The sequence below is a fragment of the Gordonia crocea genome (assembly GCF_009932435.1).
Classification (GTDB): domain Bacteria; phylum Actinomycetota; class Actinomycetes; order Mycobacteriales; family Mycobacteriaceae; genus Gordonia; species Gordonia crocea.
This window is the reverse complement of record NZ_BJOU01000001.1, coordinates 1,670,561-1,686,373: the sequence shown is the minus strand read 5'-3', so window position 1 is coordinate 1,686,373 and position 15,813 is coordinate 1,670,561. Positions and strand designations below refer to the sequence as shown.

General features: G+C 68.8%; 14 protein-coding genes. 4 read left to right on the top strand and 10 right to left on the bottom strand.

The window, feature by feature from the left end; translation table 11 throughout:
- Positions 1-7: 7 nt before the first annotated feature.
- The 3 genes from nbrcactino_RS07925 to nbrcactino_RS07915 are packed head-to-tail and all read right to left on the bottom strand — an operon-like array spanning position 8 to position 1,369.
- The gene (locus nbrcactino_RS07925; protein ID WP_161926859.1) at positions 8-478 is read right to left on the bottom strand and encodes a DUF5130 family protein; all 471 of its coding nucleotides are present in this window, start codon (positions 476-478) and stop codon (positions 8-10) included.
- Positions 465-725 (bottom strand): aa3-type cytochrome oxidase subunit CtaJ, encoded by a 261-nt coding sequence (gene ctaJ / locus nbrcactino_RS07920; RefSeq protein WP_161926858.1) that lies wholly within the window; start codon positions 723-725, stop codon positions 465-467. The genes nbrcactino_RS07925 and ctaJ overlap by 14 nt, the downstream gene beginning before the upstream one ends.
- A gap of 41 nt (positions 726-766) precedes the next feature.
- Positions 767-1,369 carry a TetR/AcrR family transcriptional regulator gene (locus nbrcactino_RS07915; protein WP_161926857.1) on the bottom strand — a complete coding sequence of 201 codons (603 nt, stop codon included), beginning with the start codon at positions 1,367-1,369 and terminating at the stop codon, positions 767-769.
- A gap of 70 nt (positions 1,370-1,439) precedes the next feature.
- On the opposite strand from nbrcactino_RS07915, the gene nbrcactino_RS07910 reads away from it, so the two are divergent.
- Both nbrcactino_RS07910 and nbrcactino_RS07905 read left to right on the top strand, forming a co-directional pair.
- Positions 1,440-2,846 (top strand): flavin-containing monooxygenase, encoded by a 1,407-nt coding sequence (locus nbrcactino_RS07910; RefSeq protein ID WP_161926856.1) that lies wholly within the window; start codon positions 1,440-1,442, stop codon positions 2,844-2,846.
- Entirely contained in the window at positions 2,843-3,751 is a 909-nt protein-coding gene (locus nbrcactino_RS07905) for an alpha/beta hydrolase (protein ID WP_161926855.1), read from the top strand. The genes nbrcactino_RS07910 and nbrcactino_RS07905 overlap by 4 nt, the downstream gene beginning before the upstream one ends.
- 8 nt (positions 3,752-3,759) lie before the next feature.
- Here the strand turns inward: nbrcactino_RS07905 and nbrcactino_RS07900 are convergent, their stop codons facing one another.
- Entirely contained in the window at positions 3,760-4,275 is a 516-nt protein-coding gene (locus nbrcactino_RS07900; RefSeq protein ID WP_228460737.1) for an HNH endonuclease, read from the bottom strand.
- A 63-nt stretch (positions 4,276-4,338) separates the two neighbouring features.
- Positions 4,339-5,250, bottom strand: a complete 912-nt coding sequence (locus nbrcactino_RS07895) for an esterase/lipase family protein (RefSeq protein WP_161926853.1) — start codon at positions 5,248-5,250, stop codon at positions 4,339-4,341.
- A 70-nt stretch (positions 5,251-5,320) separates the two neighbouring features.
- On the opposite strand from nbrcactino_RS07895, the gene nbrcactino_RS07890 reads away from it, so the two are divergent.
- Both nbrcactino_RS07890 and nbrcactino_RS07885 read left to right on the top strand, forming a co-directional pair.
- A complete protein-coding gene (locus tag nbrcactino_RS07890; RefSeq protein WP_161926852.1) occupies positions 5,321-5,713 on the top strand; it encodes a globin in 393 nt (130 codons plus the stop codon).
- A 23-nt stretch (positions 5,714-5,736) separates the two neighbouring features.
- The gene (locus nbrcactino_RS07885; RefSeq protein WP_161926851.1) at positions 5,737-7,470 is read left to right on the top strand and encodes a glycoside hydrolase family 13 protein; all 1,734 of its coding nucleotides are present in this window, start codon (positions 5,737-5,739) and stop codon (positions 7,468-7,470) included.
- 99 nt (positions 7,471-7,569) lie between these two features.
- Here the strand turns inward: nbrcactino_RS07885 and nbrcactino_RS07880 are convergent, their stop codons facing one another.
- From nbrcactino_RS07880 to ettA, 5 genes are all read right to left on the bottom strand, one after another.
- Entirely contained in the window at positions 7,570-8,259 is a 690-nt protein-coding gene (locus nbrcactino_RS07880; protein WP_161926850.1) for a DUF8010 domain-containing protein, read from the bottom strand.
- Between the two features lies 1 nt (position 8,260).
- Positions 8,261-8,710, bottom strand: a complete 450-nt coding sequence (locus nbrcactino_RS07875) for an acyl-CoA thioesterase (RefSeq protein ID WP_161926849.1) — start codon at positions 8,708-8,710, stop codon at positions 8,261-8,263.
- A gap of 100 nt (positions 8,711-8,810) precedes the next feature.
- Positions 8,811-13,265: an NAD-glutamate dehydrogenase domain-containing protein gene (locus nbrcactino_RS07870; protein ID WP_161926848.1), complete on the bottom strand. Its 4,455-nt coding sequence runs from the start codon at positions 13,263-13,265 to the stop codon at positions 8,811-8,813.
- 66 nt (positions 13,266-13,331) lie between these two features.
- Positions 13,332-13,844 (bottom strand): hypothetical protein, encoded by a 513-nt coding sequence (locus tag nbrcactino_RS07865; protein WP_161926847.1) that lies wholly within the window; start codon positions 13,842-13,844, stop codon positions 13,332-13,334.
- Positions 13,845-13,970: 126 nt separating this feature from the next.
- The gene (gene ettA / locus nbrcactino_RS07860; protein WP_161926846.1) at positions 13,971-15,644 is read right to left on the bottom strand and encodes an energy-dependent translational throttle protein EttA; all 1,674 of its coding nucleotides are present in this window, start codon (positions 15,642-15,644) and stop codon (positions 13,971-13,973) included.
- Between the last annotated feature and the right edge of the window lie 169 nt (positions 15,645-15,813).

Sequence of the window (15,813 nt, the reverse complement as noted above, 5' to 3'; positions counted from 1 at the left end):
GTCTGAGTTACGGCGCGACGGCTGCGGTGGTCATGACGCGCAGCGCCGAGACCAGACCGTCGATCAACTCACCGCGACGGAAGGAACCGGCCGCGGCGGTCACACCGAGCGCGGCGACGCGGTCGTTGACCCGGCCGGCGACGGCGCTGCCGGAAACCACGGCGATGTCCTTCGAGTTCGGCGACACCGCGATGAGCGTGCCGTGGGCGGGCTCGGGGCCCTTCAGCAGGACCTCCCGCGCACCGGCCACCGGATCGGAGCCGAGGTCGCCGAGGTAGACCGAGAAACGGACCCGGGCGCGCTCCGAGCAGTCCCGCAACGTCTCTTCGAGGCGGGCGAGATCCTTGGCGGGGAACGGGAAGCCCGGCACCTCCGAGTCGGGGAAGCGCACCGCCGAGACGCGACCGCTGTTGGTCACCACGGCACCCATCGGCAGATCGCCGACCGGGTTGTTTGCGACGACGTCACCACTTGCCATGAGCGGCACCACCTTCGGTGTCAGACTCCTCCGCGTGCGACGGAAGGGCCATGTTCGGCACCCCGGTTGCGGAGAAGAGGATCGGATCGCGGTCCCAGGGCTGGTCGAGCGTGTACAGCGTGGGAGCCTGGTACTTCGTCTTCCCGAAGAAGGTCAGGTACGTCATCGCGAGCACGCACAAGATGACCGAGGTACACACCGCGATCACCGTCGGCAGTCCGATCGGAACAATGAGGTCTTCGACCACGACTGGCCCTCACTTTCGGTTGGCTGTATGAGTTGAATTTATCAGTGCTCGGGAGCCAGGCGTAGTGCGGGCAACACATAGCGCCGAAAATGGCGCCGGACCGAAGCCGGGTCGTCGGCGTCCAGCCGGTTTCCCGGCACGCTCCCCAGGCTGATCAGGACTCGTGCCACCCACTCGGATGCCTCGTCGACGTCGGTGTCGGCGTGGATCTCCCCGTCGCCCACCGCCGCCTGCAGGTAGCGGTGCCAGAAGGCGGCAAGGTCGGGTACGAGGCCGGCGACGCCGACGCCGATCGCCGCCGCGAACTCCTCCGGCTCGGCGGTCCGCAGGCGCATCAGCGTGGCGCCCGGGTCGTCATAGGCCCGTCGGCCGATCTGCACACCGGCGACCAGCCGGTCCTCGAATCCGTCGATGGCCTCGAGTTCGGCGTGGTTGCGCTCCCACGTCGTTTCGACCATGCGGACCAGCGCGGCGCCGACCAGCGCGTTCTTGTCGGGGAACAACCGGTACAACCACGCGCGCGACACCCCGGCCCGCTCGGCCGCGGCACTCATCGTCGTCGCGCGGATGCCCTTGTCGGCGAGCATCTCGTCGGCGACGTCGAGCAAGCGCTCCCGCGTCGCAAGGGTTTCCGTGCGCACCATGGCGCGCAGTGTATCCCCGCGGATCGGCAAAGCGGGTAGACACATTAGTATTTCTGTGTACTCTCGCGGAATGAGCACCCCCACCGTCGCGGTCATCGGCGCCGGCATCAGCGGCCTGACCTCGACCAAGATGCTGACCGACTACGCGATCGACCACACCGTCTTCGAATCCTCCGACCGGATCGGCGGGAACTGGGCCTTCGGGAATCCCAACGGGCACTCGAGCGCCTACCGGTCGCTGCACATCGACACCTCCAAGCACCAGCTGTCGTTCCGCGACTTCCCCATGCCGGAGGAATACCCGGACTTCCCCCACCACACCCAGATCAAGCAGTACCTCGAGGACTACGCCGCCGCATTCGACCTCAAGCGCACCATCGAGTTTCGCAATGGCGTGGTCCACGCGCAGCGGCTACCCGGCGGCGGGTGGGAACTAAGGACGGAGAAGACCGGGACGCGCCGGTTCGACCTGCTCGTCGTCGCCAACGGCCACCACTGGGACCCGCGCTACCCGGACTTCCCCGGCGAGTTCACCGGCATCGAGATGCACGCCCACCACTACATCGACATCAAGACCCCGCACGACTTCACCGGCAAGCGCATCCTCGTCGTCGGGCTGGGCAACAGCGCCGCCGACATCGCCGTCGAACTGTCCTCCAAAGCGCTGCAGAACACGCTCATGCTCTCCACCCGCTCCGGCGCCTGGATCGTGCCGAAGTACTACGGCGGCACGCCGGCCGACAAGTTCTACCGCACGTCGCCGCACATCCCGCTCAAGTGGCAGCGCAAGTTCCTGCAGATGATGATCCCGATGGCCGGCCGGCCGGAGAACTTCGGCCTGCCCACGCCCAACCACAAGTTCTTCGAGGCCCACCCGACGCAGTCCATCGACCTGCCGCTGCGCCTGGGCTCCGGCGACGTGATTCCCAAGCCGAATGTCAGCCGCCTCGACGGCGACACCGTCCACTTCGACGACGGGACCTCGGCGGATTTCGACATCATCATCTACGCCACCGGCTACAACATCACCTTCCCGTTCTTCGACGAGGACTTCATCAGCGCCCCGGAGAACCGGATCGACCTGTACAAGCGGATGTTCTACCCCGGCATCGACGACCTGGTCTTCCACGGCTTCGCGCAGGCGACGCCCACCCTGTTCCCCTTCGTCGAATCGCAGGCCCGACTCGTCGGCGCCTACGCCGCGGGCAATTACCGGCTCCCGCCGATCGAGACGATGCGCCGCGTCATCGACGAGGACATGGCCCTCTACACCGGCCACATGCTCGACCGCCCGCGCCACACCCAGCAGCTCGACTACTTCCTCTACGAACACAACATGCGGACCAAGGAGATCCCCGAGGGCCTTGCCCGTGCCCGACAACTGGGCCCGCCCCGCTGGTCCGGCGTCGGCGCGGCCGATTCCGCCGCGAAACCCGGCGCACACACCACCGGCGAGACGACGGAGGCCACGGCATGAGCCCGACGACGACCGACCGCGTCGACGTGGCGTTCACCAGCGGCGGGGACAAATGCGCGGCCTGGTTCTACCCCGCGCCCGGTCCGGACCCGGCGCCGACCGTCGTGATGGGCCACGGCCTGGGCGGCACCATGGACACCGGACTCGACCCGTACGCCCGCGCCCTCCAGGCGGCCGGCCACCCGGTGTTCACCTTCGACTACCGCGGCTTCGGCCAGTCGGCGGGCCTGCCACGCCAACGGGTGTCGATGCGCAACCAGGTCGCCGACTACCACGCCGCCTGCGACGCGGCCAAGCGCCAACCCGGCGTCGCCCCGGCGTCGGTGGTGCTTTGGGGGGTGTCCCAATCGGGTGGACACGTCTTCGAAGTCGGTGCCTCCCGCACCGATGTGGCCGCCATCATCGCGGTGGTCCCGATGGTGAGCGGCCTCTCCGCCGCACGCCACTCGCTCCCGCTGCACACCCCGGCCAGTCTGCTGAGGTCCACGACGACGGGATGGCGCAGCTCGGTGCGGCAGATGACGGGCAAGACGCCGGCCACGATTCCGATCGTGGCCCGGCCCGGCGAGTTCGGCGCGCTGACCGCCCCCGGCTACTACGAGGCCTATACCGAGCTCGCCGGACCGTCGTGGCGCAACGAGGTCGACGCGACGATCGGCACCGAGATCGCCCTGCACCGGCCCGGCCGCTACGCCAAGCAGATCACCGCGCCGATGCTGGTCCAGATCGCCGACCTGGACCAGGGCGCTCCCCCGCACGCCGCGGCCAAGGCGGCGTTCGCCGCCCGGGCCCAGGTGCGCCACTACCCGTGCGACCACTTCGACGTCTTCGCCGGCGTCGCCGGGAACAACTGGTTCGAGCAGGTCGCCCGCCACCAGGTCGACTTCCTGCGGCGCCTGGGCTGACGCGCCGATCAGGCGGCCAGATACTGCTCCCACACCGGGTCGATGTCGGTGACGGTCGCCAGGAGGCGCCAGTGCCGCCCCTTCGGCGCCGTCGGCTCGCGGTGCAGCGACCAACCGATCTCTTGGAGTAACCGGTCGCCCTTGCGGCGGTTGCACGGCGCACAGCACGCCACGCAGTTGTCCCAGGTGTTCAGCCCGCCGCGGCTGCGCGGCACGACGTGGTCGATCGTCGTCGCGCGGTCGCCGCAGTAGACGCACCGCGACGCGTCGCGACGCATGAGTGCGGCCCGCGTCATCGGGATCTGTGCCCGGTAGGGCACGCGCACGAAGTGGCTCAGCCGGATCACCGACGGCACCGGTATGGCCAACTGCTCGGAGTGGGCGACCGCGTTCTCCTCGTCGACGTGAACGGTCTCGGCGCGGCCGGTGATGGTGAGCACGATGGCCCGTCGTGTGGTCACGACGGTGAGCGGCTCGAATGTGGCGTTGAGCAGCAAGACCCGCTGTCGCTGCCACGTACTCACAAACACGGTGTCCAGACAACCACGCCCGACGCCATCTCGCACGCGATATCTATCCGGTGGGAATCAGAGCGGTATGCCCGGCTGGCATGGGATGTGACGACGACGGGCCGGGTCCAGGTGGTTCAGAATCAGCTCGATGACACCGCGGTCGTAGATGAGTGCCGTGTGCCCGACCACCGACCGTGGACACACCGCCTGCACGACCACATTGGTCACATTCGGGGCCGCCGGCAGTAGCGCATTGCGGTACGGGGTGACGAATTCGTCGTGGGTGCTCGCGATGGCGACGTACTGCACGCGCGGATCGGTCTGGCGCAGCTGGGTGTACGTGCGCGGGTCGGCGAACTCGTTGCATCCCGGGCACGGGCCCTCCAAGAGCTTGCGCATCCCCGGGATCTCCACGGTCGCCAGCCCGCTGACCGTCGGGTATCCCGACACCACACCGCCCAGCGAGATCGCGCGGGCCACCTTCGCCGCGCCGCCGTGGTGCTTGATGTAGATCGACTGCACCGTGCCGCCGAGCGAATGCCCGATGACGTCGACCTTCGTGGCGCCGGTCTGCGCGCGCACCCGGTCGACCAGCGCACCCAACTGTCGGGCTGAAACCGACATCCGGTCCAGATTGCCGAACGGCCCACCCGGGGGCAGCTGTCCCGTGGTGAGGGTGAAGACGCAGTAGCCCTCGTTCGCCAGTCGCGGAGCCAAGGCCTGCCAACTGTTGTTCTGGTTGGCCATGAACCCGTGGACCAGGATGACCGGGCGGGGATGGACGGCTCCTCGACACGAGGGCCGGTTCGCGCCGGGCGGCGGCGTGTCGGCGGCCAGGCTGCCCAACGCGAACGCCGACGCGAAGTCGTAGTTCACCGGGAAGTGCGGCCGCGCGTCGGCAAGGCCCGGACTGCCCGCCGCCACCAGGGCCACAGCGGCAAGGGCGCCCGCCGCCCACCGTCGTCGGTTCAACCGGCGCCGAATCATCCCGTTCCCCCTTCATCGTCGTCGTTGGACGATAACGCGTGATTCGCCCCGGTGAACCCGGATGTGGACAATGGGATCCGTGCCCAGCTTTTACGACGAGGTCGGCGGCCATCCGACATTCGAGGCCATCACCAAACGGTTCTACGAGGAAGTCGCCCGCGACGAGATCCTCCACCCGATGTATCCCGAAGAAGACCTCGGGCCCGCCGAACGGCGCCTGCGCATGTTCCTCGAGCAGTACTGGGGCGGACCGCACACCTACTCCGACGAGCGCGGACACCCGCGGTTGCGAATGCGTCACGTGCCGTACCACATCGGCCCCATCGAGCGGGACGCGTGGCTACGCTGCATGGAGACGGCCATCGCCGCGATCCCGGCAGACGTGATCGACGACGACCACCGCCGCGCACTGCTCGACTACATGAACATGGCCGCCAATTCGCTGGTGAACGCTCCGTTCTGATCCGAAGGGAATCCGCAGCACGAATGAGCGAGACTCCGAACATCGTGCGGTCTGCCGCGACCCCGAACATCGTCCGCTCCACCCGGCCCACCACCCCTAACATCGTGCGGTCCACCGTTGCGACCACCCCGCCGCAGTACCGCGGTTCCGGACAGCTCGACCCCGCCGACAACGATTGGTGGCGGCGCGCGGTCGTCTACCAGGTGTATCCACGGTCCTTCGCCGACTCTGACGGTGATGGCGTCGGCGACCTCGGCGGGATCATCGCCAAACTGGGCCATCTCGAGCTCCTCGGCGTCGACGCGGTCTGGCTCTCCCCGGTGATGGCCTCGCCGATGGCCGACCACGGCTACGACGTCTCCGACCCGAGGGCCATCGACCCGCTGTTCGGCGACCTCGCGACCCTCGACCGCCTCGTCGCCGAGGCCCACGCCCGGGAGATCCGCGTCGCGATGGACCTGGTGCCCAACCACACCAGCATCGAACACCCGTGGTTCGCCGCCGCCCTGGCGGCCGGTCCAGGCAGCCCCGAGCGGGCGCGCTACTACTTCCGCGACGGCCTCGGCCCCCACGGCGAACAGCCGCCGAACAACTGGGTGAGCGTGTTCGGCGGTCCGGCGTGGTCGCGCATCACCGAGCCCGACGGGACGCCGGGCCAGTGGTATCTCCACCTGTTCGCCCCCGAACAACCGGACCTGGATTTCGAGAACGACGAGGTGGTCGCCGACCTCGAGCACACCCTCCGGTTCTGGCTGGACCGCGGCATCGACGGGTTCCGCATCGACGTGGCCCACGGTCTCGCCAAGGCCCCCGGGCTGCCCGACATGGATCTCGACGCGGCCCAGATCCTGCGCCACACCGACAGCGACCCGCGGTTCAACAACCCCGGCGTGCACACCATCCACCGCCGCATCCGCGCCGTCGTCGACGAGTATCCGGGCGCCTTCACCGTCGGGGAGATCTGGGTCGACGACAACGCGCAGTTCGCCGCCTACCTCCGCGCCGACGAACTGCACCTCGGCTTCAACTTCCGCCTGGCCATGGCGGCGTTCACCGCCGACGAGATCCGCGAGGCGATCGACAACTCGCTGGCCGCGGTCGCCTCGGTCGGCGCGCCACCGACGTGGGCGCTGTCGAACCACGACGTCTACCGCGAAGCCACCCGGTACGCCCCGGACGACTCGCCGGAAGGGCTCGCCATCGGCGCCGACCGGGCGCGGGCGATGATCCTCGTCGAATTGGCGCTGCCCGGAACGGCATTCATCTACAACGGCGCCGAGTTGGGGCTGCCCAACGTCGACCTCCCCGACGAGGCGCTGCAGGACCCGGTGTGGGAGCGGTCCGGGCACACCGCGCGCGGCCGCGACGGCTGCCGGGTGCCGATCCCCTGGGAGGGTGAGGCACCGCCGTTCGGGTTCAGCACCAACCCGACCACGTGGCTGCCGATGCCCCCGGAGTGGTCCTCGTTGACCGTCGAGCACCAACTCGAAGACGTGTACTCGACTCTCGCGCTCTACCGCCGCGCCATCGAGTTGCGCTATCACCGCGCCGAGTTCCGCGGCGACGACGTGCAGTGGTACGGCGCACCCGCCGGCTGCCTGGCGTTCCGCCGCTCGACCGGACACCTGGTGTGTGCACTCAACACCGGGTCGACGCCGGTGTCCGTCCCGCCGGGCGACGTGTTGCTGACCAGCAAACCCTTCATCGACGGCCGGCTGCCCGGCAACTCCGCCGTGTGGCTGGTGTCGCACCGCTGAGCCGCGGCGGCCGACCCGCCTGAGGGTTGGAGAACTGCGGGTTGGAGATCTGTGGGTTGGAGAACTGCGGGTTGGCGAACGGCGGTTGGCGAGGGGTGGTCAGAGAACGGTGACGGCGAACTGGTCGCCGCGGCGCTGGTAGACCGCACCGAAGCGGGCGTCGAGGCGGATCCACGTGGCGCTGGCGCGCACGCGCACCGGCTCGTCGTCGGCGATGTCGTCGAGCGCCGAGGAGTCGGTGATCGCCCGGCCGTTGCGGTCGCGGGCGAATCCCATTCCAGTGAGGGCGAACAGGGATCGCAGCGCGATGCCGACCGAGGTCTCACCGTCGGGGTCGGTGACCTCCAGGACGACCTGGTCCAGCAGCGAGGTGACCGGCCCGTGCCCGCCGCCGACCGGCTCCTTGGCCAGGGCGGCGCCGCGTTGGGCCAGGTCGACGATGGTCCGCAACGGAACATCGTCGACGTGGTGGTAGCCCGTCTGCGGCGGGAGCGCGCCGCGCCACGCACTGTCGAGGGCGAACCCCGGGTCGATGTCGCGCTGCCCGGTCTCCGCGGCCGCGCGCAGGACGTTGGCGTCGCAGACCACATCGCCCGGACTCAGCGAGCCGAACACCGCCCGGGTCGCCAACACCTCGAATCCCGTTGTGCCCCAAATCCCGACGAGGCCGTCGTCGCGCTGCTGCAGGCGGATGACCGCCGCCTCGTCGAGCCGGAGCAGCCGTCCGGCAAAGGCGGCCAGATCGGCGGCGTCGGCGGCCGATGCCAGGGTGAGGTTCCGGTCGCTCATGTCACTGCTCCCGCAGGAACTCGCGGAGGTAGGCCCGCGCCTCGTCGGTCATCCGACTCGGGCGCTGGGTCTCGATGTCGAAGGACGCGAGATGCGTGCTCGCCACGACCGCGGGCTTGGAGTCGAGGTCGGCGCCGGCCGGTCGGACCTCGTAGCCGACGATGAAGTCGACCGAGCGGAGCTTCTCCACGTACATCAGCACCTCGATCGGCGACTGGTCGTGGCGCAGCTGCGCCTGGTACTTGACGTGCATGTCGACGACGACACAGCCGTCGCGCAACGAGGCGGTGGGCCGGTCGTCGAAGAACAGCCACGGGATGCGCGCCTCCTCGATGAGCGTCACCATGCGCGCGTGGTTGATGTGCTGGAACACGTCCATGTCCGACCAGCGCACCGGGACCTTGACCAGATAGCCGCGGTCTGTCCGGCACCCGTCCTCGGGGATCTCCATCAGCGCAGCGCCTCTCCTGTCGAACGTCATCGGTTGTGCCGCCCATTGTCCCACTGGGTCCACTCGGCGGGATGGAGAGCCCACTCGGCGCGGGCGGCGGTCAGAAGGCGATGCTGCGCAACGCACGGGCGGCCACCGAGAGGGAGGCGAACTCGTACTCCCCGGCCCCCCGGACCTGGCCGATGGTCGCCTGCACCCGGGCCAGCCGGGCCGCATTGCGCAACTCCCACTCGGCGACCTGCTCGGCCGGCGAGTCGCCCGGGTCGCCCTGCTGCAAGACGGTCTGGGTCAGGGTCCGCAACACCCCGTGCAGATCGTCGCGGATCGCCAGCCGCGCCTGCGCCTGCCACCGGTCCCGCGCCTGCAACTCGGTCACCGCGGTGAGCAACTGCTCGACGGCCAGCCGCTCGCACAGGGTCCAGTACATGAGCCCCACCTCAGCCGGGTCGCGGTCGGTGATCTCGGCGACGTCGATGATGTCGAGCAGCGCATAGCTGTGCAGGCTCAGCGCGACGGTCCGCGCGAGATCCGGGTCGACCCCCTCGAGCACGAGCCGCCGGGCGCGGGAGTCGACGTCGGCCCGCGAGGCGGTGCCCAGCCAGCCGTAGAGGTCGTCGCGCAAGGCGGCCACCCCGTCGCGGTAGCGCGAGACCTCGGCGGCCAGCGCCAGCGGCTGGGGCCGGGTCGCGAGGAACCAGCGCGACGCGCGGAACAGCAGACGCCGCGAGTAGTAGAGCATCGCGTCGACGACCGCGGTCGCCACCCTGGTATCCACCACCCGCGACCACAGCGGCAGGAGGTCGAAGACCTCGCTGACCACCACGAAGGCGCGGACCGCGTCCACCGAGCCGACCCCGCCGCCCTCGCCGAGGCGGAACACGTGGGACAGTCCGCCCAGGTCGACGACGTCGTTGACGATGCTGGTCGCGATGATCTCGCGCCGCAGCCGGTGGCCGTCGAGGTCGACGGCGAAGCGCTCGACCACGGCGGACGGGAAGTAGTCGTGCAGCCTCGCGGTGAACAGGTCGTTCTCCGGGAGGTCCGATTCGAGCAGGTCGGATTTCAGCTCGAGTTTGACGTGGGCCATCAGGGTGGCGAGTTCGGGCGAGGTCAGTGCGCGGGCCCGCCCGGCCGCCGCCGTCGCGGAGTACCGGTCGCGCAGTGCCGCAGGTGTCGGCAGCCCTTCCAGCGCGAGGTCCAGGTGCCGACGATCCGCCTGGTCGGCGAGCATCCGCTCGTGGGTGTCGACATAGCGCGCCGCCTGGGTCCGCTCGAAGCCGAGCTCGTTGTTCTGCGCGACGTTGTCGGCGAGGACGGCGGCGGCGACGTCGTCGGTCAGCGACGCGAGTAGCGCCGGGCGCTCGTCGGCGGCCAGGGCCCCCGACGCCACCGCGGCCTGCAGGGCGATCTTAAGGTTGACCTCGTGGTCGGAGCAGTCGACGCCGGCGGAGTTGTCCAAGGCGTCGGTGTTGATCGCGACCTCGTGCAGATCGGCCTCGATGCGGCCCTGCTCGGTGACGCCGAGGTTGCCACCCTCCCCCACGACGGTCACCCGCAGTTGGTCGGCGTCCACCCGGACCGCGTCATTCGCCTTGTCCCCCACCTCGGCGTCGGTCTGCGACGACGCCTTGATGTAGGTCCCGATCCCGCCGTTCCACAGCAGGTCGACCGGGGCGAGCAGGATCGCCCGGATCAACTCGGGCGGCGACAGCTCGGTCACCTCGTGCGCAATGCCCAGCGCCTCACGCACCTGCGGGGTCACCGGGATCGATTTGCGGTCCCGGCTGTACACGCCGCCGCCCTCGCTGATCAGGGTGGAGTCGTAGTCCGCCCACGACGACCGCGGCAACTCGTAGAGCCGTCGGCGCTCCGCGTAGGAGGCGGCCGCGTCGGGGTCGGGGTCGAGGAACACGTGGCGGTGGTCGAAGGCGCCGACCAGCCGGATGTGGTCGGACCGGAGCATCCCGTTGCCGAAGACGTCGCCGCTCATGTCGCCGATCCCGACTACGGTGATGTCCTGCTCGTGCGGGTCGATGCCGAGTTCGGCGAAGTGGCGCAACACCGAGATCCACGCGCCGCGCGCGGTGATCCCCATGGCCTTGTGGTCGTAGCCCACCGAGCCCCCGGAGGCGAAGGCGTCGCCCAACCAGAAGCCGTAGTCCGCGGCGACCGCATTCGCCTCGTCGGAGAACGAGGCGGTGCCCTTGTCGGCGGCGACGACGAGATAGGAGTCGTCGCCGTCGCGGCGCACCACGCCGTCCGGGGTGATGACGGCGCCGGTGGCCGCGTCGATGTTGTCGGTGACGTCGAGCAGGCCCGCGATGAACTCGCGATACCGTGCGACGACGGTGTCGCGCGTCGGCGAGCGGTCCCCCTTGACGATGAACCCGCCCTTGGCGCCCAGCGGCACGATCACCGCGTTCTTCACCGACTGCGCCTTGGCCAGGCCGAGGATCTCGGTGCGGTAGTCGGTGCCGCGATCCGACCACCGCAGTCCACCGCGGGACACCATCCCGAACCTCAGGTGCACCCCTTCGACGCGCGGCGAGTGCACGTACAGCTCGAACCGCGGCCGCGGCGCCGGGGCCAGCGGGATCTGTTGCGGCGCAAGCTTGAAGACCAAGGCGCGGCGCACGCCCGGCGAATAGGTTTGGGAGACAAAGGCATTCGTCCGCAGGGTGGCGAGCACGACCGACCGCAGCGCCGAGAGGACGCGGTCCGCGTCGAGGCTGAGCACCTTGGCCGCCTCCTCGTCGAGGCGAGCCGCGGCGGCTGCCCGCCGCTCGTCGTCGACCTGCGCCGGGTCGAAGGTCGCCTCGAACAACGACACGAGCGCCGTGGTCACCTCGCGGTGGGAGGCGAGCACCTCCGCGACGTAGGCCGTCCGATAGGCGAATCCGCATTGCCGGAGGTAGTGGTGGTAGGCCCGCACCACGGCGACCTGGCGCCAGGTCAGCCCGATACCGAGGACCAGTCGGTTGAAGGCGTCCCGCTCGGCGTCGCCGCGCCAGATCGCCTCAAAGGCCTCGATCAGCCGTTCGGTGGCGGCGGGGTCGGTGGTGTCGGCGACCTGCTCGACGTCGGGGAGTTCGACGTCGAAGTCGTAGGCCCAGCAGGTGACGCCGTCGGCCCGGTCGATGCGGAACGCCTGCTCCTCGGCGACGCGGACACCGAGGCTGTCGAAGACGGGCAGCAGGTCGGTCAGATCGGCCGAGCCGCCGCAGATGTACAGGACGAGGCTGCGCGGCCCGGGCGCGGTCACGGCGACCTCGCCCGGCGACATGGCATAGACCTGCCGCTCGTCCCAGGTCACGATCACCTGTGCGAGTCGTTCGACCAACCCGTGCTGCGCCTCGCTGCCCGTCGCATACGACTGCTCACCGGCGTCGGCATCGATGTGCATGAGGACCTGCAGCAACGCTCGCGGCCCGTCGCCCACGTGGCCGGTGTATTCGACGTCGACACCACCGAACTCGGCGGCCAAGACGTCTTGCAGTTGCAGTCGGGTCGTCGTGTTATAGCGCTCCCGCGGCAGGTAGACCAACGCCGTGGCGGTGCGCGTGGCCGGGCTGACCCGCACAAACGCATGCAATGCCGGTGAGGCCACCGCGTCGTGCAGCTCGTGCATCCGACGCGACAACTCGGCCGTCGGGGTGGCGAAAAGCTCGGCCAGCGGATAGGCCTGCAGATACTCCGCGACGGCTTCCCCCAGATAGGAGTCCAGATCGATGCCCGCCTCGTCGAACACCTCGCCAACCGCGCGCCGGACCACCGGGACGTCGAACACCGGCTGACTCTGGCCGGCGGTGCTGAGCAGTCCAACGAATCGGTGTGCGCCCCCCTCCCCGGGCAGCGCGACGATCAGCGGATAGTCGGTGCGGGTGACCAGCATCGGGAAGTAGCACCGCGCCACCAGCGGGACGTCCGACGATTCGACGGGGAGTTCACCGTCGGCCAGGCCCGGTCGGCAGATCCCCCGCTTCAGATCCCCGTCGACCTCGCCGAGCGGCACGAAATTGCCGTCGGCGAGCCAGCGCAGGAGTGCCGCTAGCTCACGGTCGCCGTCGTCCTCGACCTCCTCGGCCAACCGGGGCAAAGCGGCGAGCATCGCATCGTGATCGGCATGAATCGCCGCGACCGCGGAGAGGGACCGTGCGATCGCGTCATGGAGCCGCTCACCAGGGTCCTCGGCCACCGCACCCACGGCGCGTGTGTGCAGGAGGATCCACGACTCGTCGTCACCGGCCCGCGTGCCAACCTCCGCCAGCCCGCCGTCGGACGCGCGCCGGACCGCGACCACCGGGTGGTCGATGGATTCGACGCGCATACCCGCGGAGTCGGCAGCGCCCATCACCGCGTCGACGATCATCGGCATGTCGTCGGTGACCACGAACGTCGAGAATTGCCCGCCACGGCTGGCGACGACGACCAGCGGCTCGCCGTTGGGGCGCCGTGCCGCGACCTCGGCGAAGGCGCGCTGGTCGTCGTCGGGAACCACCACCCCGGCAGCACTCAGCTGGGTCCTGATCTCCTCGAAAACCGGCGGCGGGGTCACACCTGCGATGCTAGTGACTTCGCACCGCTTCGGTGCGGCACCGCGCTGGGGTTCAACCAGGTGTCATCAGCTGTGGCTTTCGCCGCCGCCGCCGGCCCTGAGGTTCTTATCCTGGCCGCCGCCGCCACCGCGATAGACCGGCGGCGCCGCCCGATTCAGGTTGTAGACCGTCAACTCCACGGTGCATCCGATCGTCTTGGCGCGCCAATGGCTACTCCAATCCTGTCGGCATAGCCGGAGTTTGGTCCACCGGTGCTTGATGTAGACGCCGCCCACGGTGTTGCGGAAGTTCTCCGGCAAGGCCCCCACCGTCTTCCACCGGTCGAAAGCGTGGGGACTGTCGGGCCTCTCCTGCACGACCACCCGGTAGATGCCACCCCACCGGGCGGCCCGCCACCAGCCGGTGTTGTTCGACGTGCGCATAAAGATGAACCCCGCCTGATTCGACGGCTCGAAGTAGGGGCCGGACACTCCCGGTGCCGCGTGGGCGTCGCCGGGGTGTGCCGTCAATCCCAGTCCGGACGCGGTCGTCGCGGCCACCGCCGCGGCAACAACGGCCTTCGTCGCATATGCCCTCATTGCCAATCCACCTCTCTTCCCGACGATCGTCGGGTCAAGAGAAGAATCCCAGATTCGTGATGCCGAATCGGCCGATGACCCAATTGTCGGATAGCGCGGATAAACCGGCTTCGCCCGGATCCTCCGTCAATCCCGGGTGAGCTTGCGGTGGGTGACCCGGTGCGGACGGGCGGCGTCAGCGCCGAGGCGGTCGACCTTGTTGGCTTCGTAGGCCTCGAAGTTGCCCTCGAACCAGAACCACTTCCCCTCTTCGACGTTGCCCTCCCACGCCAGGATGTGGGTACACGTCCGGTCGAGGAACCACCGGTCGTGCGAGATGACCACGGCACAGCCCGGGAACTGCTCAAGCGCGTTCTCCAGCGACGACAAGGTTTCGACGTCGAGATCGTTGGTCGGCTCGTCGAGCAGGATCAGGTTGCCGCCCTCTTTCAGGGTGAGCGCCAGGTTCAAGCGGTTGCGCTCACCACCGGAGAGGACCTCCGACGGTTTCTGCTGGTCGGCCCCCTTGAAGCCGAAAGCGCTCACATAGGCGCGCGACGGCATCTCGTTCTGCCCGACCTCGATGTAGTCCAACCCGTCGGAGACGACCTCCCACACGGTCTTCTTCGGGTCGATGTTGGCGCGGGTCTGGTCGACGTAGGACAGCTTGACCGTCTCGCCCACCTTCACCGTGCCCGAGTCCGGCTCCTCGAGCCCGACGATGGTCTTGAACAGCGTGGTCTTACCAACGCCGTTGGGGCCGATCACGCCGACGATGCCGTTGCGCGGCAGCGTGAAGCTCAGGTCCTTGATGAGGACGCGGCCGTCGAAGCCCTTGTCGAGATTGTTGACCTCGACGACGACGTCGCCCAAACGCGGCGGCGTCGGAATCTGGATCTCCTCGAAGTCGAGCTTGCGCTGCTTCTCGGCCTCCGCGACCATCTCGTCGTAGCGGGCCAGACGCGCCTTGTTCTTGGTCTGCCGGGCCTTGGCGCCGGAACGGACCCAGGCGAGTTCTTCCTTGAGCCGCTTCTGCAGTTTCTGGTCCTTCTTGCCCTGGACCTCGAGGCGCTCGGCCTTCTTCTCCAGGTAGGTCGAGTAGTTGCCCTCGTACGGGTGCAGCTTGCCGCGGTCGACCTCACAGATCCACTGCGCGACATGGTCGAGGAAGTACCGGTCGTGGGTGACGGCGAGCACGGCGCCGGCGTAGTTCGCCAGGAACTGCTCGAGCCACAACACCGACTCGGCGTCGAGGTGGTTGGTCGGCTCGTCGAGCAGCAGCAGGTCCGGCTTGCTCAGCAGCAGCTTGCACAGCGCGACTCGGCGTCGCTCGCCACCGGAGAGGTGGGTGACCGGCGAATCCGCCGCCGGGCAACGCAGCGCATCCATCGCCTGCTCGAGCTGCGAGTCGAGATCCCACGCGTCGGCGGCGTCGAGCGCCTCCTGGAGCTGGCCCATCTCCTCCATGAGTTCGTCGGAGTAGTCGGTGGCCATCAACTCGGCAACCTCGTTGTAGCGCTTGAGCTTGACCATGACCTCGCCCATGCCCTCTTCGACGTTCCCCTTGACCGTCTTGGACTCGTCGAGCGGCGGCTCCTGAAGCAGGATTCCGACGGTGGCGCCGGGGTCGAGGAAGGCCTCACCGTTGGACGGTTTGTCGATCCCGGCCATGATCTTGAGGATCGACGACTTGCCCGCGCCGTTGGGGCCGACCACGCCGATCTTCGCGCCGGGGTAGAACGACATCGTGACGTTGTCGAGGATGACCTTGTCACCGTGCGCCTTACGCACGTTCTTCATCGTGTAAATGAACTCAGCCAACGGATTTCCCTCTTCTCACGGCACCTGGGCACAACAGCTCTCCATTGTAGTGGCGATCCGGCCGGGCGATCCGCCCGCGTTCACCCAGGCGGCCGAAACACCTCCCAACAGCACGAGGACGAACGTCCCGACTCCGCCACAGCGGCCACTTCACAACTGACAACTCCCG